Source organism: Streptococcus parasanguinis, assembly GCF_001073155.1.
GTDB lineage: Bacteria > Bacillota > Bacilli > Lactobacillales > Streptococcaceae > Streptococcus > Streptococcus parasanguinis_D.
Genome location: NZ_JVEE01000012.1, coordinates 1 through 18,835, shown reverse-complemented (window position 1 = coordinate 18,835; position 18,835 = coordinate 1). Strand labels below are relative to the sequence as shown.

At 43.4% G+C, this 18,835-nt stretch carries 17 protein-coding genes, 1 tRNA gene and 2 pseudogenes; 3 read left to right on the top strand and 17 right to left on the bottom strand.

The genetic code is table 11. The annotated features are described in order from the left end of the window. Nucleotides 1-499: 499 nt before the first annotated feature. Both ADH92_RS00785 and ADH92_RS00780 read right to left on the bottom strand, forming a co-directional pair. A tRNA-Thr gene (locus ADH92_RS00785) sits at nt 500-572 on the bottom strand. Nucleotides 573-622: 50 nt separating this feature from the next. Beyond that, nucleotides 623-1,192, bottom strand: coding sequence for a GNAT family N-acetyltransferase (locus tag ADH92_RS00780; protein ID WP_049496009.1), 570 nt, complete (start codon nt 1,190-1,192; stop codon nt 623-625). A 200-nt stretch (nt 1,193-1,392) separates the two neighbouring features. Here ADH92_RS00780 and ald point away from each other — a divergent pair, with 200 nt between their 5' ends. Next, a complete protein-coding gene (ald, locus tag ADH92_RS00775) occupies nt 1,393-2,505 on the top strand; it encodes an alanine dehydrogenase (protein ID WP_049496006.1) in 1,113 nt (370 codons plus the stop codon). Nucleotides 2,506-2,762: 257 nt separating this feature from the next. Here the strand turns inward: ald and ADH92_RS00770 are convergent, their stop codons facing one another. From ADH92_RS00770 to rplK, 7 genes are all read right to left on the bottom strand, one after another. Beyond that, the gene (locus tag ADH92_RS00770; protein WP_049496004.1) at nt 2,763-3,761 is read right to left on the bottom strand and encodes a PhoH family protein; all 999 of its coding nucleotides are present in this window, start codon (nt 3,759-3,761) and stop codon (nt 2,763-2,765) included. 79 nt (nt 3,762-3,840) lie between these two features. Further along, the gene (locus tag ADH92_RS00765) at nt 3,841-4,056 is read right to left on the bottom strand and encodes a YozE family protein (protein ID WP_003005127.1); all 216 of its coding nucleotides are present in this window, start codon (nt 4,054-4,056) and stop codon (nt 3,841-3,843) included. A 10-nt stretch (nt 4,057-4,066) separates the two neighbouring features. Beyond that, nucleotides 4,067-4,921, bottom strand: a complete 855-nt coding sequence (cvfB, locus tag ADH92_RS00760; RefSeq protein WP_049496001.1) for an RNA-binding virulence regulatory protein CvfB — start codon at nt 4,919-4,921, stop codon at nt 4,067-4,069. Nucleotides 4,922-5,020: 99 nt separating this feature from the next. Next, a complete protein-coding gene (gene frr / locus ADH92_RS00755; RefSeq protein WP_003005165.1) occupies nt 5,021-5,578 on the bottom strand; it encodes a ribosome recycling factor in 558 nt (185 codons plus the stop codon). A 19-nt stretch (nt 5,579-5,597) separates the two neighbouring features. Further along, entirely contained in the window at nt 5,598-6,329 is a 732-nt protein-coding gene (gene pyrH, locus ADH92_RS00750) for a UMP kinase (protein WP_003005706.1), read from the bottom strand. 163 nt (nt 6,330-6,492) lie between these two features. Continuing rightward, entirely contained in the window at nt 6,493-7,182 is a 690-nt protein-coding gene (gene rplA / locus ADH92_RS00745; RefSeq protein WP_003005355.1) for a 50S ribosomal protein L1, read from the bottom strand. Between the two features lie 97 nt (nt 7,183-7,279). Beyond that, entirely contained in the window at nt 7,280-7,705 is a 426-nt protein-coding gene (gene rplK / locus ADH92_RS00740; RefSeq protein ID WP_003005369.1) for a 50S ribosomal protein L11, read from the bottom strand. A gap of 160 nt (nt 7,706-7,865) precedes the next feature. On the opposite strand from rplK, the gene ADH92_RS00735 reads away from it, so the two are divergent. Continuing rightward, a complete protein-coding gene (locus ADH92_RS00735) occupies nt 7,866-8,210 on the top strand; it encodes a DUF3397 family protein (protein WP_049495997.1) in 345 nt (114 codons plus the stop codon). 300 nt (nt 8,211-8,510) lie between these two features. Here ADH92_RS00735 and ADH92_RS00730 read toward each other — a convergent pair whose 3' ends face one another. From ADH92_RS00730 to ADH92_RS00705, 7 genes and pseudogenes are all read right to left on the bottom strand, one after another. Further along, entirely contained in the window at nt 8,511-10,829 is a 2,319-nt protein-coding gene (locus tag ADH92_RS00730; protein ID WP_049495994.1) for an HAD-IC family P-type ATPase, read from the bottom strand. A gap of 8 nt (nt 10,830-10,837) precedes the next feature. After that, complete coding sequence (gene gloA2, locus ADH92_RS00725) at nt 10,838-11,224, bottom strand: SMU1112c/YaeR family gloxylase I-like metalloprotein (protein ID WP_049495991.1); 387 nt, start codon at nt 11,222-11,224, stop codon at nt 10,838-10,840. A gap of 66 nt (nt 11,225-11,290) precedes the next feature. Then, nucleotides 11,291-12,745: pseudogene (locus ADH92_RS11545) on the bottom strand (DNA translocase FtsK); the annotation flags it as partial. A 149-nt stretch (nt 12,746-12,894) separates the two neighbouring features. Further along, nucleotides 12,895-13,651: pseudogene (locus tag ADH92_RS11540) on the bottom strand (DNA translocase FtsK); the annotation flags it as partial. 98 nt (nt 13,652-13,749) lie between these two features. Further along, the gene (locus ADH92_RS00715; protein WP_049495989.1) at nt 13,750-14,292 is read right to left on the bottom strand and encodes a hypothetical protein; all 543 of its coding nucleotides are present in this window, start codon (nt 14,290-14,292) and stop codon (nt 13,750-13,752) included. Nucleotides 14,293-14,392: 100 nt separating this feature from the next. Continuing rightward, nucleotides 14,393-14,896 carry a hypothetical protein gene (locus ADH92_RS00710; protein WP_049495986.1) on the bottom strand — a complete coding sequence of 168 codons (504 nt, stop codon included), beginning with the start codon at nt 14,894-14,896 and terminating at the stop codon, nt 14,393-14,395. A 63-nt stretch (nt 14,897-14,959) separates the two neighbouring features. Beyond that, nucleotides 14,960-15,661 (bottom strand): hypothetical protein, encoded by a 702-nt coding sequence (locus tag ADH92_RS00705; RefSeq protein ID WP_080978942.1) that lies wholly within the window; start codon nt 15,659-15,661, stop codon nt 14,960-14,962. 302 nt (nt 15,662-15,963) lie between these two features. On the opposite strand from ADH92_RS00705, the gene ADH92_RS00700 reads away from it, so the two are divergent. Beyond that, nucleotides 15,964-16,809 carry a peptidylprolyl isomerase gene (locus tag ADH92_RS00700; protein WP_037608018.1) on the top strand — a complete coding sequence of 282 codons (846 nt, stop codon included), beginning with the start codon at nt 15,964-15,966 and terminating at the stop codon, nt 16,807-16,809. 289 nt (nt 16,810-17,098) lie between these two features. Here the strand turns inward: ADH92_RS00700 and ADH92_RS00695 are convergent, their stop codons facing one another. Then, nucleotides 17,099-18,640, bottom strand: coding sequence for an ABC-F family ATP-binding cassette domain-containing protein (locus tag ADH92_RS00695; RefSeq protein ID WP_049495978.1), 1,542 nt, complete (start codon nt 18,638-18,640; stop codon nt 17,099-17,101). Nucleotides 18,641-18,835 lie beyond the last annotated feature (195 nt).

Below are 18,835 nucleotides of genomic sequence, written 5' to 3'. Positions count from 1 at the left end.
CTGTGCGGAGGTGGGACGACGAAATCAAATTCTAACGAATTACCGATTTCTGTCCCACTCTCACTCGGAATTATTGAGACTTTAGGCTCAATAATTAGTCATGGAACTTCGTAAAAGTTCGCTGACGTCCGTACTCACCTAAGGAAAGTTTTTAAGAAGACCTTTTCCTCAATCTGATAATATAGATTACTTTGTCCAATAAACAACTGAGCTTAATAAGATTAACATTCATATGACTTTCATTACTTAAAATATAAGTCACAATATTTTCAAGACTCACTTCGGGTAAATTAAATTGTGAATTGGATTATTGTACTGTATCCAAAAAATTTGACAAATACGGTCTGTGTGTTGGCTCGGATAGAAAAAACTTAAATCTTGTTAGTTAAACTTTAATTCAATAGCTATTATGACAGTTAAAGTAGCCATTAAGTTTTTTCGAACCTTTTAAGACACAAAAAAGAAGCCTAGATCCTCTCTAAGCTTCTCTCTTCTGCTATGCTAGTTGCCGGGATTGAACCGGCGACCTCATCCTTACCATGGATGCGCTCTACCGACTGAGCTAAACCAGCAGTACCTATCTACTATATCATGGAGATAGGACTTTTGTCAATATCCTGACTCATTTTTCTGCCAAATATTCTTCCTTCGTGAGGACATAATGAACTCTCGTCACCATTCTCCCTTCTTCATGCAAGTCTAGCATCGCGTAGGGCTCCTCGTGAGAATATTTCATACCTGATTTGGCCATCACCCGTCCAGAAGCTGGGTTGTCCTGATCATGAACAGCAATGAGCTTGTTCATCCCTAACTGTTCAAAAGCCAAGGCAATGACTGCCTTGGTAGCCTCTGTCGCAAGACCCTGGTTCCAATAGTCTTTATTCAGAACATAGCCGATACTCCCCTTCTTCAGAGAAAGATCCAAATCCAGTAAATCAATCGTCCCGATAAATTTGCCATTCTCTTTGAGCTCGATCCCCCATCTTCCAAGTGGGCTCGCTAGGTAAAAGAGGGCAATATTATTACGCGTCTCTTCTAGACTTTGATTAGTTGGAAAAGTGTAGCGCGTAACTGTTTCATCAGAAGCATACTCAAACATAGCCGGTGCATCTTCAAGAGTGACCGGACGCAAGTGCAAACGCTCTGTTTCCACTTCACGATAAGCCGCTAACTTCACATATAAATTTTCCATTTGACACTCCTTCTTTAGGGATTAGTTTAGCAAATAACATAAAGGAAGGCAAGCTCAAATTTTTCTTGCTTTTTAACCCACTTTTCTATACAATAAAATCAATCAAAACAATCAGATAAGGAGTAAAAAGGTCATTGAGTCAAGAGAGCAATCTCACACCAATGGCCTTTTTACACCTAAATCTGAGCAAGGAGGCAAGAATGCTCATTGGAATTCCTAAAGAAATTAAAAACAACGAAAATCGGGTCGGTTTGACACCTGCAGGCGTACAAAGCTTGGTGAGGAAAGGTCATCAAGTTTTGGTGGAAACAAATGCAGGACTAGGTTCTGGCTTTGCGGATGAAGATTACACGAAGCAAGGGGCAACCATCGTTGCGACTGCAGCAGAAGCTTGGGCCACTGAAATGGTGGTCAAAGTCAAAGAACCCCTCGCTGAAGAATATGGCTTCCTTCGCGAAGACCTCTTGCTCTTCACTTACTTGCATATGGCTGCCGCACCTGAATTAGCGGATGCTATGGTCTCAGCTAAAACAACAGGGGTGGCCTACGAAACGGTGCGTGACCTTGATGGACAATTGCCTCTCTTGGTGCCAATGAGTGAGGTGGCTGGACGGATGGCCGTGCAAATCGGTGCTCACTTCCTGACCAAACAAGAAGGTGGATCTGGTGTCCTCCTAGGCGGAGTGCCAGGTGTTCCCAAAGGAAAAGTCACTATCATCGGTGGTGGAGTCGTTGGAACTCACGCAGCTCGGATCGCCCTTGGACTCGGTGCCCAAGTCACCATCTTGGATATCAGCGCCAAACGTTTGGCTGTTCTAGAAGATGTCTTTGGTCATCAAATCCAAACCCTTATGTCCAACCCATTTAATATTGAGGCCAGCGTCCGTGATGCCGATGTTGTCATCGGAGCTGTCTTGATTCCTGGTGCTAAAGCTCCTAAATTAGTGACAGACGATATGGTTAAACAAATGCGTCCCGGTTCAGTCATCGTGGACGTAGCTGTGGACCAAGGTGGGGTTATTGAAACAGCAGACCGTGTCACAACGCATACGGAGCCAGTTTACGAAAAACATGGCGTGCTCCACTATGCCGTTGCCAATATTCCAGGGGCCGTCGCTCGTACCTCTACCATCGCCCTTACCAATGTGACCCTTCCTTATGTTGAATCCCTAGCTGACAATGGCTTCCACAAGGCAATTGCCCTCGACGAAGGCCTGCGCCAAGGGGTCACCACTTACCAAGGTCACATCACTAGCCAACCAGTTGCTACTGGTTTAGAGCGCGACTTCACACCAATCGATGAATTGGTTTAAACTATCATATATTTAAAGAATTACCATCGAAAAAACAAGTTGTTTTGAGTTTTTTAAATCATCTTTAGAGACTTTACGCCGTGAGAAAAGTGCTTGAAACAATTTAGTTTCAAGCACTCGGAATAATTGAGACCTTAGGCTCAATTATTAGTCATGGAACTTCGAAGAAGTTCGCTGACGTCCGTTCTCACCTAAGGAAAGGCCAGGAGATGATTTTATCGTCAATTTAAGGCAAAGATCCGAAGATCTTTGCCTTTTTATTCTGCTTCTTCTTCCACATCCGGTTTTTCTTTGAGGACTGGATTCGGAATGGGTTCGTAGGCCCGGATAATTTCTGCTACTACAGGATGGCGAACAACATCCTTGGCGGAGAAATGCACAAAGTCAATCTGAGAAATGTTCTTCAATTTCTCCTGAGCATCAATCAAGCCGGATTTGACATTTCGAGGAAGGTCAATCTGGCTGGTATCTCCATTGACAATCATCTTAGAGTTAAAACCAAGACGGGTCAAAAACATCTTCATCTGCATGATGGTGGTATTTTGCGCTTCATCGAGGATGACAAAGGCATCGTCCAAGGTCCGCCCCCGCATATAAGCCAAAGGCGCAATCTCGATAATCTCCCGCTCCATCATCCGAGTGGTTTGGTCTTTCCCTAAAATCTGGTAAAGAGCATCATAGACCGGACGTAGATAAGGGTCTACTTTTTCTTTAAGATCCCCTGGTAGGAAACCAAGGCTCTCTCCAGCTTCTACAGCAGGACGGGTCAAAATGATCCGCTTGACCTGACCACGCTTGAGGGCAGTCACGGCCAAAGTCACTGCTAGGAAGGTTTTCCCAGTCCCCGCTGGTCCAATCCCAAAAGTGACATCATGGTTCTTGACACTATCGACATAGATCTTTTGACCAAGCGTTTTAACTCGAATGGGCTTGCCGTAACTATCCTTGATAATCTCTTCTTCATAGAGAGCGATGAACTTATCCAATTCCCCATTTCTCACCATGGTAATGGCGGTCACCACATCCGGCGTTCCAATGGTCATGCCACGGTTAACGAGGACCAAAAGAGCCTGGATGACTTGACGAACTTGCTCGCAGGTTTCTTCTTCCCCAATGATTTGGACGATTTCTGTCCGGGCATGAATAGTCACCCCAAATTCTTGCTCCATCAAACGGAGATGGCGTTCGTTAGATCCAAACAAATGAAAGAGATCGTCTGGATGCGTTAATGTAATTTCAACTGAATGTTCTTGCAAATAAAGAACCTCTCTACCTGTATTTTTCTATTATTATAACAAAGAGGCCGAGAAAAAACCATCCTCGACCTATCCTTCTCTAGTGGGCTTGGTATTCTTCCCAAATCGCATCAAAATCGCCAAGATTAAAGGAAAAGCTCGCATGCTCTTCTAGATAGCGACTGACCTCGTCGAAGTCATCTGTATGCTTGGGAAAAGCAGACTCGTGAAAAGCAAGATCTGCTAGAATGGCCTTAGGAGCATTGCTTTTAGGATTACGCTCCGTCATCAACCAAGTATAAAACGATTTTCGCATAAGCCTCCTCTTAGATCAACTCTGTTCCAAACTGGTCTTGCTTGATTTTCTTCGCCTTCATCAAACCACCCAAAGCCTTTTTGAACTGGCCTTTTGAAATCCCAAAAGTTGCCTTGATCTCTTCTGGAGATGACTTATCATTCAAGGTCATAAAGCCACCATTGGCTTCCAAATAGGTCAAAATCATTTGGGCATCGTTTCCCAACATCTCAAAGGAGCGTGGCTTCAAAGATAGATTCAAGGTCCGGTCCACCTCACGAAAACCAATAACGCGGGCATTTAAGACCTCTCCCAAACGAGGTTCTGCATAGCGCTCACTTGGGTGGATAAAGCCCAGCATATTGTTCTCTGGAAGGTAAACAAAGGTTCCAGACAATTTCAAGCGGTAGACAATGGCTGGCCAGTTTTGGTTTTGCATATTGTTGTAGGCTGGACGAGCCAAACGCTGGAAATCTTCCTGGTAGGCCAAGATCCCCCAAATCCGATCTTTCTTATCGACTTCTAAACGAATATAGAGACGATCGCCCTTTTTAGGCCATAGATCTTTGATCTCCGGTAGGATATCTAGTGAGACAACAATCTGCTTATCTGGAAGCCCTGTATCCACGAAGACTCCCAAATCCTTGCGCACCTCCGTAACCGTTCCCCAGCCAAAGCTTTCTTGAGTTGCAGTGACTTCAAGTGTCGTGAGTCGGAGCTTTTGCTTCATATCCGTATAGGCAAAGCCCTTGACACTTTCTCCGACTTTGTGTGGGCCTTCTGCTTTATCAAGTGCGTATGTCTGGCCATCTTTTTGAACAAAATAGAAGTGATCATTTTCATCGATGACCATTCCCATGATGTAGCTTGCTAGATTCGTATTCATGTTTCCTTCTTTCCTCTTGCCTCTTCACAAGAATAATGGAAATAAAACCCAGCCAGCAGTGCCAACTGAGTCTTTCTTTCCTGTAATGGTTGGGATGGATTAAACTTCCATCAATTCTTTTTCTTTGTGAGCTGTCATTTCATCCACATGTTTGACAGCGTCATCCGTAACTTTTTGGATCTCTTTTTCAAGACCTTTCAATTCATCTTCTGTGATTTCTTTTGCTTTTTCTTGTTTCTTCGCTTCATCCATAGCATCACGACGGATGTTACGGATCGCTACTTTAGCATTTTCACCCACTTTTTTCACTTCTTTTGCCAAGTCACGACGAGTTTCTTCTGTCAAAGCTGGGATAACCAAGCGGATAACAGATCCATCGTTGGCTGGAGTGATACCAAGGTCAGAAGCATTGATGCTGTGCTCGATGTCTTTCAAAGATGATTTATCAAATGGTGTGATCAACAAGACACGCGCTTCTGGAATGGTGATAGATGCCAATTGGTTCAATGGTGTCTCTACACCGTAGTATTCTACGAAAATACGATCCAAAAGACTTGCATTTGCACGTCCAGCACGGATGCTACCAAATTCACGTCCCAAACTTTGGTGAGACTGGGTCATTCTTTCTTTTGCTTTTTCTACGATTGGGTTTGCCATAATCTTCCTCTATTTTCTATTATTTTTCTACGTTATTCGATACGGTTGTACCGATATTTTCACCAAAGACAACGCGTTTGATATTGCCTGGTTCATTCATATTAAAGACAACCAAGTCAATGTCGTTGTCCATGGAGAGAGTAGAGGCTGTTGAGTCCATGATGCGAAGACCTTTGTTGATCACATCACGGTGAGTCAATTCCTCAAATTTCACAGCTGAAGCATCTTTTTTCGGATCGGCATTATAAACACCATCGACCCCATTTTTGGCCATAAGAATGGCATCTGCTTCAATCTCAGCTGCACGAAGGGCTGCGGTCGTATCTGTTGAAAAGTAAGGAGAACCGATCCCTGCACCAAAGATCACGATCCGATCTTTTTCAAGGTGACGAAGGGCACGACCACGGATATATGGTTCTGCGACTTGTTGCATGGCAATCGCTGTTTGAACACGTGTATCCACGCCAACTTGTTGAAGCGAATCAGCCATCACAAGAGCGTTCATGACAGTACCGAGCATACCTGTGTAGTCTGCTTGGACACGATCCATCCCTGCTTCAGCAGCAGGTTCTCCACGCCAAAGGTTTCCCCCTCCAATCACCAAGGCAATTTCAATTCCAAGTTCATGAACTTCCTTGATTTCCTGGGCCATATTTTGGACAGTTTTGATATCGATTCCGACACCACGTTCGCCAGCAAGGGCTTCACCAGATAGCTTGATTAAGATACGTTTATACTTAGGTTCTACCATTTTCTCTCTCCTTTTTTGATCTGTATTATTTTACCATAAATTACGTTTTTTATATAGTCATATCCATCAAAATTTTCTTTTTTCCATCCGATTAGTTTTACCAACTGTAGCAAATAAAAATGGAGTACAAAAAAAGCTACCCGAAGGCAGCTTTTCATTTCAATTAAAGTGAGTTAACATCCACTTTGATACCAGGACCTTGAGTTGTAGTCAAAGTCAAGCTAGTTACATAAGTACCTTTAGCTGTAGCTGGTTTTGCTTTTTGGATTGTGTCGTTGAAAGCTTTAAAGTTTTCAACCAATTTAGTATCATCGAATGAAACTTTACCGATGATCGCTTGAACGATACCTGCTTTATCAGCACGGTAAGTGATTTTACCACCTTTAGACTCTTCAACTGCTTTCGCAACATCCATTGTTACTGTACCAGTTTTAGGGTTTGGCATCAAGTTACGTGGTCCAAGGACACGTCCAAGACGTCCAACAAGAGCCATCATATCAGGTGTAGCGATAACAACGTCGAAGTCCAACCAACCATCGTTGATTTTCGCAACAAGGTCATCTTCACCTACGAAATCTGCACCAGCAGCTTTTGCTTCTTCAGCTTTTGCACCACGTGCAAATACAAGTACGCGAGCTGTTTTACCAGTTCCGTTTGGCAATACCATTGCACCACGGATTTGTTGGTCAGCTTTTTTCACGTCGATGTTCAAGTTGTAAGCAACTTCTACAGTTGCGTCAAATTTTGCAAAGTTTGTTTCTTTTGCAAGAGCTACAGCTTCTTCTACGCTGTATACTTTTGTGCTGTCGATTTTTTCAAGAGCAGCACGAAGTTGTTTGCTTTTTTTAGCCATTTTATCTTTCTCCTTGTAATGTGGTCATATCGATTTTCATCTCCCACGTCACTCGTCATTTGATCAAGTGTATTGCGGGCAAATAGGATTGTTACAATTAGTCAGTAACAGTGAATCCCATAGAACGAGCAGTACCTTCGATCATACGCATTGCAGACTCAATGTTTGCAGCGTTCAAATCTGGCATCTTAGTTTCAGCGATTTGTTGTACTTGTGCACGAGTTACAGTTGCAACTTTCGTTTTGTTCGGTGTACCTGAACCTTTTTCAACACCGGCAGCTTTTTTCAAAAGAACAGCAGCTGGTGGTGTTTTTGTAACGAAATCGAATGATTTGTCTTCATAAACAGTGATAACAACTGGGATGATCATGCCAGCTTGATCAGCTGTACGAGCGTTAAACTCTTTAGTGAATCCCATGATGTTGATACCTGCTTGACCAAGCGCTGGACCAACCGGTGGAGCTGGAGTAGCTTTACCAGCAGGGATTTGCAATTTTACAAGTTTTTCGACTTTTTTAGCCATTTCTTAAATCCTCCTTTGTGGTTTTGGCGGTAATTACAGATTTTTACCTCCCACAAGTATGCTTTGTGCATACCTTTCTATTATACACGATTTCTCTTTTTTTGCAAGAAAAAATTAAAATATAGTAAACTTTTTTTTCGTTTTATGATAGAATGAAGCTATGTTAATCAAAGTTGCTTCTGTATTATTTATTTTTTTAACGCTGATTCTGAGCGGTATCATTGTTCACCTCTTTAAACTCCAAAAAAGAGGATGGCGATCCACCGATATTGCCTTTCCTTTATTTGCATTGGAGTACTACCTGATCTCAGACAGTGCCTTTTACCACAGCCTCTTACCACTGCTAGCCTTGAGCCTTTCGCTTTTGGCCTTGGGGCTAACGATTTATTTCTTAAAAAAGAAAAAGAGTTTTTATTATCCGAAATTTATCAAATACTTCTGGCGCGCTGGATTTCTGATCACCTTCTTGCTCTATCTGATCCTAACCGTTAGTTTGTTTATCTAATGCCAAAAGACAACTCTATCTTTAGAGTTGTCTTTTTTATAAATAACCCTGATGATACTGCATAGACTGAAGTCATTTTAAGTTTAAATTCTCCAAATATTTACTGAAACTTTCCGACGTGAGAAAAGTGCTAGAAACACGATTGTTTCTAGCACTCGGGAGTTTTGAAACTTTAGGTTCAAAACTAAGTCATGGAACTTCGTTGAAGTTCGCTGACGTCCGTACTCACCTAAGGAAAGTTTCCAAATTATCTTTTTCTTCAATCTGAGACAACTCTATCTTTAAGAGTTGCCTTTTCTTTTATTTCTTCCGATGAAAGAACCAGCCCACCAACTTCTTGAAGACTTGAATCAAGACGAGAGCTATAACGGCCATGATAGCGCAGATAACCAGTGTTTGAAGCCTCAAGGGGCTCATATTGAAGAATTTCCCTAGGATACTACTTGAAACCAAGAAGGCCAGGATATTTCCTAAAAGAACCAGTCTCTTGTAGTGATTGAGAGGCTGGGATTCTTGGTAGATGATGGTAAATCCAACGAAGGCCATCAAGCAGATGGCTGCACTTGAGAGTTCTTCGGACCTCATGCCTAATGTCGAAGAGAGCAATACCAAACTAAAGATCAATATAAAATCCGTCAAGGCAGCAGGTAGCGCATTTTTAAAGACCGTTTCGATAAAGCGCCCTTTGATGCGCTCGCTATTGGGCTCAAGCGCTAGGAAGAATCCTGGAATCCCAATCGTAAAACCACTGATCAAAGACATCTGCGACGGCATGATGGGATAGGTAAAGGCTAAGAGCGTCACTGAGATAGCCAACAAAATAGAAAAGATATTCTTGATCAAAAAGAGACTGGCTGATCGTTGAATATTATTGACCACTCGCCGACCTTCTGCCACGATGGACGGCATCTTTCCAAAGTCGGAATCCAGTAAGACCACTTGTGCCATCTTTTTGGTCGCATCATTTCCAGATTCCATCGCAATACTACAATCCGCTGTTTTGAGGGCCAGAATATCGTTGACGCCATCTCCGGTCATAGCTACTTTATGCCCCTTTGCCTGCAAGCCTCCAACAAGGCTTTTCTTTTGCTCTGGTGTCACTCGACCAAAGACCGTATATTGGCTCGCAGCTTGGTGCAAGTCTTCTTCCGTCAGTAGGGTTCTGGCATCGATTAGATCTTCTGCTCCTTCAATGCCTGCTTTTTGTGCAATAGCTGAGACCGTAGCTGGGTTGTCCCCTGAAATGACCTTAATGGTCACTCCTTGTTCTTTAAAGTAGGCGAAGGTTGCCTTGGCATTTTTTCTCAAAGGATTGGAGAGAATAATCCAGGCCACCAAGTCTACAGGAGCCTCTAAAGTCTCTCCCAGGTGATCTCCTCGATATTTTCCAAAGGCCAAGACCCGATTGCCTGCCTGAGTAGCAGGCGCAATCTCCTCTTCAACCTCAGAGAAGCCTTCTCGTAAGACAAATTCTGGTGCACCTAATACATAGCTCCCCGATTCAAAGGTAATGGCCCCATACTTTTTCTTAGACGTAAAGGGCTGAATGTCGAGAGCCTCCCAAGGCTGGCTTATTTGTGTCTTATGAAATTTTCGGATGGCATCCATGGTATCGTTTTGATCCATACTAGCTTCTACATACTGAGCTAGAGCTTCCAAGTCTTGAGCGTCTTTAACTGGACGAATCTCTGTCACTTCCATACCCGGCTCTGTAATGGTCCCCGTCTTATCGACACAAAGGACATCCACGCGCGATAAGGTCTCAATCCCCTTCATGCTATTGAGCAGGACCTTTTCCTTGGCTAATCTGACAGCGCCCAGAGCCAGTGCCAAGGTCATCAAGAGATACAAGCCTTCTGGAATCATCCCGATCAAGGCTCCGACTGTTGAAGTCACACTGAGTTTGAGGCTATCGCCTAGGCTGATATAGCTGCGAAGAAAAAGGAGCGAACCTAGTGGAATGATAAGGAGACCAATGATCCCCACGATTCGGTTGACCGCATGGACCATGTCAGACTCCTCATGAGACTTGACTTGCTTAGCTTCCAGGCTCAATTGGTTGATATAGGAGTCGTTCCCAACTTTTTCCAATCGCGCTAGTCCTTGACCAGCGATCACAAAACTACCTGACATGAGCGCATCTTGTGCTCCTTTTTTGACCTCATCAGCTTCACCTGTCAATTGCGACTCATCGACTTTTAGATCGCCCTCCAGCAAGACCCCATCCGCATAGATCTGGTCTCCAGCTTGAAAACGAACTAGATCTCCCTCCACCAGCTGGTCGATAGGTAGAGTGACTTCTTTTCCTTCACGAAGAACGATCGCCTCACTCATGTGTAGAAATTGCATCTGACGCAAGATCCGTCTAGAGCGTACTTCCTGCACAATTCCTACCAAGGAGTTGACCACGACGACCGGGACAAATAAGAGATTGTTCCAAGACTTCACTGCAACAAGTAAGACCGCTAAGACCAGGAAAATCAGATTAAAGTAGGTAAAGACATTGTCTCGAATGATCTGCCCAATACTTTTTTCTGTCTTAATCGTGACCTTATTTTGCTTGCCCTCTTGGATCTTTTTCGCTACTTCTTCCTGACTGAGTCCTTCTAATCTAACCATTGCTTTCCTCACTCATGTATTTCTAAGGGCAATCCTTCTGGATCGAAGAAAAATGCCATCTTCTTGCCATCAAAATCATCATAGCGAAGGCCTGTATTCTCAATACCTAGCTGATCCAATCTAGCTAGATAGGTCTCTACATCGTCCACTTTAAAGGCCAGATGACGCAGTCCCGTATGCTCGGGCAAGGGAAGCTTAGGCCGTTCTGGGGCCGTCGGTTTGATAAAGAGTTCTAAAGTCAGCTCCTCCTGGCGGAGATTGATCAAGATATCTCCGCGTTCAGGACGGTCATACTCACTGACAATCGCAAATTCCAACTGGTCCACATAAAAATGCAACATAGCGTCGCGATCACGTCCAATGATGGCAATATGATGAATCGTGTCTAACTTCATCTGGTCCTACTTTCTATTTTCTATAAAAAGAAAAGGGAGTGGGGCATATGCCCTTTTTCCCTATCCTTATGATTGTTGCAATACTTTTCGAGGCTTGGTCCCTTCAGCTGGTCCAATCACACCCGCTGCTTCCAACTCTTCCATGAGGCGAGTCGCACGGTTAAAACCAACCGATAAGCGGCGCTGGATCATCGAAGCACTGGCTTTTTGGGTCTCGATGACGAGCGCTTTGGCCTCTTCAAAGAGAGGATCACCTTCGTCTGAGCCACCCATACCTCCATCAAAGTCTGACTCGGATACTTCTCCTGGATCAAAGGCATCATCATAATCGGCTTCTGCCTGCTCTTTGACAAAATTGACAATCCGCTCCACATCGTCGTCTGAGATAAAGGATCCTTGTAAACGGATTGGATGATTTTCATCAATCGGTTTAAAGAGCATGTCTCCGCGACCGAGCAATTTCTCTGCTCCATTTTCATCCAAGATGGTCCGTGAGTCGGTTCCAGATGATACCGCAAAAGCGACACGGGAAGGCACATTAGCCTTGATCAAACCTGAGATAACGTCAACCGATGGTCGCTGAGTCGCAAGGATCATGTGGATCCCCGCTGCACGCGCCTTCTGTCCAAGTCGAATAATAGCATCTTCCACTTCTTTACTTGCGACCATCATCAAGTCTGCCAACTCGTCGACAATGACCACGATCAAAGGAAGTGGCACTTGCTTCATCTCAGACTGGACATTGTACTCAGCTACCTTGGCATTAAAGCCAGCAATATTGCGAGCGCCTACTTTCGAGAAGAGCTCATAGCGATTTTCCATCTCATCAACGACCTTCTGCAGGGCTCGACTGGCCTTGCGTGGGTTGGTCACCACTGGGATCAAAAGGTGAGGAATATCATTGTAGACAGAAAGCTCCACCATCTTAGGATCGACCATCATAAACTTGACTTCGTCCGGACGGGCCTTCATCAAGATACTCGAAATAATCCCATTGACCGCTACTGACTTACCAGATCCAGTAGAACCCGCTACCAAGAGGTGGGGCATCCGAGCCAAATCAAAGGTTCGTGCCGAGCCATCTACAGCCTTCCCAAGAGGAATCTCAAGGAGTTTAGCTGGGTCTGTTTTGGACTGCTCCCACAATTCACGGAAGGAAACAGTCGCAATCTCTGAGTTGGGCACTTCAATCCCGACCAGAGACTTCCCTGGAATCGGTGCTTCAATCCGCACATCCTTGGCTGCTAGTGCCAAGGCCAAATCATCTGCTAGATTGGAGATGCGGTTGACCCGCACACCGACAGCTGGCTTGACCTCATACTTAGTGACAGAAGGACCGATTTCTGCCCGCTCCACTGTCGCCTTGATATTGAAGCTTGCAAAGGTTTCTTCCAAAATACGAATGTTCTGGCGAACGATGTTTTTCTCTTTGGATTGGTTTTTCGGCTTATCAGGTGCGAAGAGATCAATGGTTGGAAGCTTGTACTGGAGGAGTTCCTTAGGTGTGAAATCCACTTGAACTTCTTCCCCATCATCCTCGAATTCTTCGGCTTCCGGAAACTCTTCGTATGCTTCAGGCTCTTCAGGCCATTCTTCATCTGGCAGGTAGATCTCTGGTGTTGTTGGTGCGACAATTTCGGCTTCTGGGAAGGACTCTGTGAACGGCTCCTCCGCCAACACCTCTCCCGTTTCAGGGTCTACAGGATGCCCTTCCATTGAAAGGGGAGTTGGAAGAACTGCACTTGCTTCTTCTTGCTCTCTTTCAGCTGCCGCAGCTTCCTCAGCAGCTCTCGCTTCCTTTTCAAGGAATTTCTGCTCGCGACGTTCTTTGCGTTTTTCCATAGAAGCGTGGAAGGCTTGCGACCCCTTTTCAAACAAATCATAGATGGAGTAAGGACTCATCAAGAGGATCCCCAATCCGATAAAGAGAAGGCCAATAAAATAAGAGCCAATATTTGAAAACAGGAAGGAAATCGGAGCATAAAGAAAGGCACCGATCATACCACCACCAGCAAAGCTCTCCACCCGCAGATGAATCAGGTCTGCCATGATTCTTGAAAAGGTGACCTTGATTCCATTATTGTCTAAATGAAGGGAGGATACAAAGAAGGCCTGAAACATCAAGAGAAGCCCAGCAAAGAAGCTTAGAAATCCTGAAATAACTCCTTCGTGTTTGTCCAGCCATTTAAAGGCGTAGAGGTAGAAAAAGGTCGCTAAAATAGCCAAATAAGCCAAACTCCCAACAAAGAGTCGGATCAAGTTGTAGGCCAAGACCCCTACTGCTCCCAATTTCAAGGCCGCAAAAACTAAAACCAGACTAATCAGAATGGTCACAATCATGCGATGAATTGCTTTTTTTCTTTCTAATTCTGCTTTGGGCAGTCGTCTCGTCGACCGTGTTTTTTTTGATTGATTATTGTTTGCCATAACTTTTATTATATCACAATTCCAAGCCAGTTCTCTAGTAAAATCATTTCCTCAATTTTGCAGTATAAAGTAAAAAACAGCACCGAGTAGGCACTGTTTTAGATGTTTTTCTTGGGGTGGCGGTCAATGGTGGCTTGATAGTCTTTCAGCGCTTGCTTTCCTTTGTCCGTTAACTGATAGCCTCGAATCGCGAACTGTTGCTCCAACTCTTCTTCCGTAAAATGGTCAGCCAAAGTTTGATTCAAATCCTCTGCTTTCATCTTGGACAGACCCACGACTCCCTTCTTTTTGAGAATGGCTTTTTTCATGGTCGCATTGATATGGTCCAATGAATCAAAAGCGGATTCAATAAAAGCATAGCCCTTGTCCACCAAAGCCTTCAGGTGTTCTGAAGCATGAATCCCATAGGTGTATTCAAAATACTTGGGAAACCAAGTCTCTGTCGTAAAGGTTCCAAAATGGATCCGCCACAAAAGAATGATATCTCCAGCAAGCAAATCATCGTGAAGGAGCTCCATATTTCTTTTGGAAACAGGCTTTGGATCCAACAACCAAGCTTCCAAATCTCTCTCAGGTGAAATATAAGGTTTCACCTCGTGATCAGCGTAAAATTTTTCCATTACATCTGAAATAGTCGTCATAAGTCTCTCCTATCTATCATTGATTGTATCATAACAAAATAAAAAGAACCTGTCGATCAAGAAAGATTCCTGATGACAGGTGCCTAATGTAAAATGGATCTTATTCAGATTTTTTATCATCTGGAGTGATGGTATCTAGAACTTGGTCGAATTTTTGCTCTCTTTCCAAGTCATGATCCATTTGAATGATATCTATTTGATCTTGTAAATTTGTCTGCGGAACTTGTGGTTTGTATAGTGAGACAAATCCTACTCCAATCACCAGTAGACTCGCTCCAAGGACGCAAAGTCTTTTGAAATGCCAAGCCATAGGCAAGGGAATTTTTGCTCCGAAACCTGATTTCTTAATCCAATCCGGATGGTCTCGCATCACGCGATTAGCTGCCATCAGAGGCATCAGGTAGCCAAAGAGCGCAATGACCGTTGTCAAACCAATCACCCGAAAACGATTCTGATTGGACGTAGAAACATGGTTCACTTCCATCAAGACCATTCCCACAATCACTAAAATAATGACCAGTAATAAGCCCAAAGATCTCCATAGACCTTCTCTGCGGTAACATTTCAATTCATCAAACGACATCTCGTTAAAATTCTTATCCATTTTTTAACAACTCCTTGTGTTTTTTCAGGCTCTTTCAATTTATCTCAATTTCGATTGGAGGATTTACAGATACCTGTCCTCATCCTTCAAGTATTGTTGCGCCTTTCGAACGATATAGAGCGACTCATCTTCTGAGACTAACTTGCGAAAGAGATCATTGGCTCTGTGCTGATCACCTTTAAGAGTAGCATTTAAGGCTTGGTAGTAGATAATTTCCAACTGTTGGTACTTGAAGTCATTGCTTAAATCTTCGAAATAATCATTGCTTTGGTGCGCAATGGTTAAATCATAAAGAGCGAGACAGACTTTTTTAGTTTTTTCAGCTAAAGTCGGGTCTGTGATGGTCAATCCATTTAACTGAGCCTCCAGCTCTTCTCTAGACAAATCAGGATCTGTGAGAACAGTAGATCGCATGAGATAACTCTCAAAAAAGTTCTTATATTTCTGCGGACAATCCGTCTGACTTATTGCTTCTCTAGCTTCCTTTATAACAGTATCAAAATCTCCCATCATAAACGAATAGGCAACCGATGTCAGCTTAATATCTATCTGTGAAATAGCTTTTTTTACATTCTTGTTCAACTGAAGGTATTGTTGCCAAAAAGCTAAATCTAAGTCTACATGTAGCAAGGTATTGCACTTGTTGGCGTAGCTCTTCTTAAGCCATTTGATGAATAAAAACAAGCCTGCAAGGACCAATAAGAGCGAAGCAGTCTGAAGAAGAGTATCTCTGACCACGAACCCAATGCAAATAATGAGAAGCATTGCCAACAAGCCAGCAGATCGAATATAGAGTCTATAGTTTTTTCGTAGAGTTTTATAATCCAATTTGTAACCTCACCATTCATGATTTGTTTTTTAAGGAATCAGCTCGGTTCCCAACAAAAAAGTTCAACTTCCATCATACCGGATTTTCTATCTCTACGCAACTTCCTTCTTAATTAGTGATTTATCAAGCCTTGTCGATCTTTAAACAACTCTAGTGAATAGAGATTTTCATCCAGATTTGAAAGTATCGCAAAATTAAGGTACAATAGAGAAAGACAACTATGTTGGAAAGGAAGAATATGAAAAAATTAATCGCACTACTATTATTTTCCGGCTTGGCTTTGACAGCTTGTTCATCTAATAAGACTGACGCTAACTCTTCAAGTTCAAGCAAAGAAAAGACAGAGCAGACAGCAACTTCTAGCTCTAGTGAAAAAGATCAAAAGAAAATTGAAGAAGAACAAAAGAAATTAGAACAACTGCGCAAAGATTTTAACGATGCCATGACCAATGAAAATGCTGTCTTCCCACAGCTCTCAAATGAAGTGGCTGAAGACGAAGCAGAGGTTAAAATCACTACGACTGAAGGCGATATCACTGTGAAGCTTTTCCCTAAATATGCGCCACTTGCAGTTGAAAACTTCTTGACCCACGCAAAAGAAGGCTACTACAATGGCTTGCTTTTCCACCGTGTTATTAACAACTTTATGATCCAAACTGGGGATCCTAAAGGAGACGGTACGGGTGGCGAATCTATCTGGAAGGGCAAAGACAAATCCAAAGATTCAGGTACTGGTTTTGAGAATGAGTATTCTCCATACCTTTACAACCTTCGTGGAGCCCTTGCCATGGCCAATTCCGGTCCAAATACCAATGGTAGTCAATTCTATATCAACCAAAATAAGGATGATATTTCAAGTAAACTCCCAACTGACCGCTTCCCAGCTAAGATCATCGATGCTTATAAAAATGGTGGAAATCCAACCCTCGATGGTGGTAACTACACTGTCTTTGGCCAAGTGATCGATGGCATGGATGTGGTGGATAAAATCGCCTCTGCCGAAACTGACGATAAGGACAAACCAAAAACAGATATCAAGATCGAGAAAATCGAGATCTTAAAAGACTACAATTTCAAGAAATAATGAAAAGAGAACCGAGAGGTTCTCTTTTTAAGATATTGATAAACATTTTACATAAAATTAGCTAATAGATTCATTGGTAAAAAAATGAATTCTAATTATTTAAGTCATTCATCTACTGAAACTTTCCGCCGTGAGAAAAGTGCCTGAAACAGATTTGTTTCAGGCACACGGAATTATTGAGACCTTAGGCTCAATAATTAGTCATGGAAGTTCGCTGACGTCCGTACTCACCTAAGGAAAGTTTCTAAGAAGAATCTGAAAAGAGAACCATGCGGTTCTCTGTTTGTCTTTACGTCAATTCATTAAAGTCCCAGATTTGGTCCATCCAGCCTTCATAGAAGTCTGGCTCGTGGCAAACCATGAGAATCGATCCCTTGTATTCTTTTAGGGCTCGTTTCAATTCATCTTTGGCATCCACATCCAAGTGGTTGGTTGGTTCGTCTAGTACCAAGACATTGTTTTCACGGTTCATGAGGAGACAGAAGCGTACTTTGGCTTGCTCTCCACCGGATAACACCTGGATTTGGCTCTCGATATGTTTGGTGGTCAAGCCACAGCGGGCAAGGGCGGCACGAACTTCTGCTTGGTTGAGAGCCGGAAAGGCATTCCAGACTGCTTCAAGCGGTGTCTGGCGATTGCCCCCTTCGACCTCTTGCTCGAAGTAACCAAGTTCTAGGTAATCTCCCCGCTCTACTTCACCAGCAATCGGTGGGATGATTCCTAGCAAGCTCTTCAAAAGAGTGGTTTTCCCGATCCCGTTGGCACCGATGATGGCTACCTTTTGATTGCGCTCGAAGGTTAAGTTCAAAGGCTTGGTCAAAGGACGATCATACCCAATCTGGAGATCCTTAGCCTGGAAGATAAAACGTCCCGGAGTACGGGCATTTTTAAATTCAAAGGATGGCTTTGGTTTCTCACTTTGCAACTCAATGAGTTCCATCTTGTCAAGCTTCTTCTGACGAGACATGGCCATATTCCGTGTCGCCACACGCGCCTTATTGCGGGCTACGAAATCTTTCAAATCAGCAATTTCTTTTTGCTGACGCTCATAAGCCGCTTCTAATTGCGACTTCTTCATTTCATAGACTTCAAGGAATTGGTAGTAGTCTCCAGAATAGCGGGTTAACTGCTGATTTTCCACATGGTAGACGATATTAATCACATCGTTCAAGAATGGAATATCATGGGAAATGAGGACAAAGGCATTTTCATAATTTTGCAAATAGCGCTTGAGCCAATCGATGTGCTCTGCATCCAAGTAGTTGGTCGGCTCATCTAATAGCAAGATATCAGGTTTTTCAAGGAGGAGTTTGGCCAAGAGGACCTTGGTCCGTTGCCCACCTGACAAGGAGGTCACATCCGTCTCCATCCCAAAATCCATGACCCCAAGAGCACGCGCCACTTCATCGATTTTGGCATCCAAGGTATAAAAATCACGACTTTCTAGACGCTCTTGAAGTTCTCCGACCTCTTCCATGAGAGCATCGACATCAGCTCCGTCTTCTGCCATGGCCATATAGAGGTCATTGATCCGAGCTTCTGCTGTGAACAACTCGTCAAAAGCTGTCCGCAAGACATCGCGCACCGTTTGTCCTTCTTTTAGGACAGCGTGTTGGTCCAGGTAACCAGCAGTCACATACTTAGACCACTCGACCTTTCCTTCGTCTGGCTGCATCTTACCGGTCACGATACTCATGAAGGTCGATTTTCCTTCACCATTGGCCCCGACCAGACCGATATGCTCTCCCTTTAACAAACGGAAGGACACATCCTCAAAAATCGCACGGTCCCCAAAACCGTGACTCAAATTTTTCACTTCTAAAATACTCATGCTTGACTCTCTTTCATTGATTTCACTCGTATGATTATATCATCTTCACTGTAAAATGAAAAGGGAGCCCAACTCCCTTTAGAATATATATAAATAAATTATAAGTAAGATAGGTTACGCGATTTTGTCAAGAAATCAAAATAAGTTCTAACTTATGAATTTCATAAAGAATATACCGAAACTTTCCGCCGTGAG

What these genes read in the sequence shown, in the direction of transcription:
- pyrH (WP_003005706.1), bottom strand. Translation starts at nt 6,329, where the DNA reads ATGGTAGAACCTAAGTATAAACGTATCTTAATCAAGCTATCTGGTGAA.
- frr (WP_003005165.1), bottom strand. Translation starts at nt 5,578, where the DNA reads ATGGCAAACCCAATCGTAGAAAAAGCAAAAGAAAGAATGACCCAGTCT.
- ADH92_RS00735 (WP_049495997.1), top strand. Translation starts at nt 7,866, where the DNA reads ATGTTAATCAAAGTTGCTTCTGTATTATTTATTTTTTTAACGCTGATT.
- ADH92_RS00715 (WP_049495989.1), bottom strand. Translation starts at nt 14,292, where the DNA reads ATGACGACTATTTCAGATGTAATGGAAAAATTTTACGCTGATCACGAG.
- ADH92_RS00695 (WP_049495978.1), bottom strand. Translation starts at nt 18,640, where the DNA reads ATGAGTATTTTAGAAGTGAAAAATTTGAGTCACGGTTTTGGGGACCGT.
- rplA (WP_003005355.1), bottom strand. Translation starts at nt 7,182, where the DNA reads ATGGCTAAAAAAAGCAAACAACTTCGTGCTGCTCTTGAAAAAATCGAC.
- ADH92_RS00710 (WP_049495986.1), bottom strand. Translation starts at nt 14,896, where the DNA reads ATGGATAAGAATTTTAACGAGATGTCGTTTGATGAATTGAAATGTTAC.
- rplK (WP_003005369.1), bottom strand. Translation starts at nt 7,705, where the DNA reads ATGGCTAAAAAAGTCGAAAAACTTGTAAAATTGCAAATCCCTGCTGGT.
- ald (WP_049496006.1), top strand. Translation starts at nt 1,393, where the DNA reads ATGCTCATTGGAATTCCTAAAGAAATTAAAAACAACGAAAATCGGGTC.
- gloA2 (WP_049495991.1), bottom strand. Translation starts at nt 11,224, where the DNA reads ATGAAGTTAGACACGATTCATCATATTGCCATCATTGGACGTGATCGC.
- ADH92_RS00700 (WP_037608018.1), top strand. Translation starts at nt 15,964, where the DNA reads ATGAAAAAATTAATCGCACTACTATTATTTTCCGGCTTGGCTTTGACA.
- ADH92_RS00705 (WP_080978942.1), bottom strand. Translation starts at nt 15,661, where the DNA reads ATGCTTCTCATTATTTGCATTGGGTTCGTGGTCAGAGATACTCTTCTT.
- ADH92_RS00730 (WP_049495994.1), bottom strand. Translation starts at nt 10,829, where the DNA reads ATGGTTAGATTAGAAGGACTCAGTCAGGAAGAAGTAGCGAAAAAGATC.
- ADH92_RS00765 (WP_003005127.1), bottom strand. Translation starts at nt 4,056, where the DNA reads ATGCGAAAATCGTTTTATACTTGGTTGATGACGGAGCGTAATCCTAAA.
- ADH92_RS00780 (WP_049496009.1), bottom strand. Translation starts at nt 1,192, where the DNA reads ATGGAAAATTTATATGTGAAGTTAGCGGCTTATCGTGAAGTGGAAACA.
- cvfB (WP_049496001.1), bottom strand. Translation starts at nt 4,921, where the DNA reads ATGAATACGAATCTAGCAAGCTACATCATGGGAATGGTCATCGATGAA.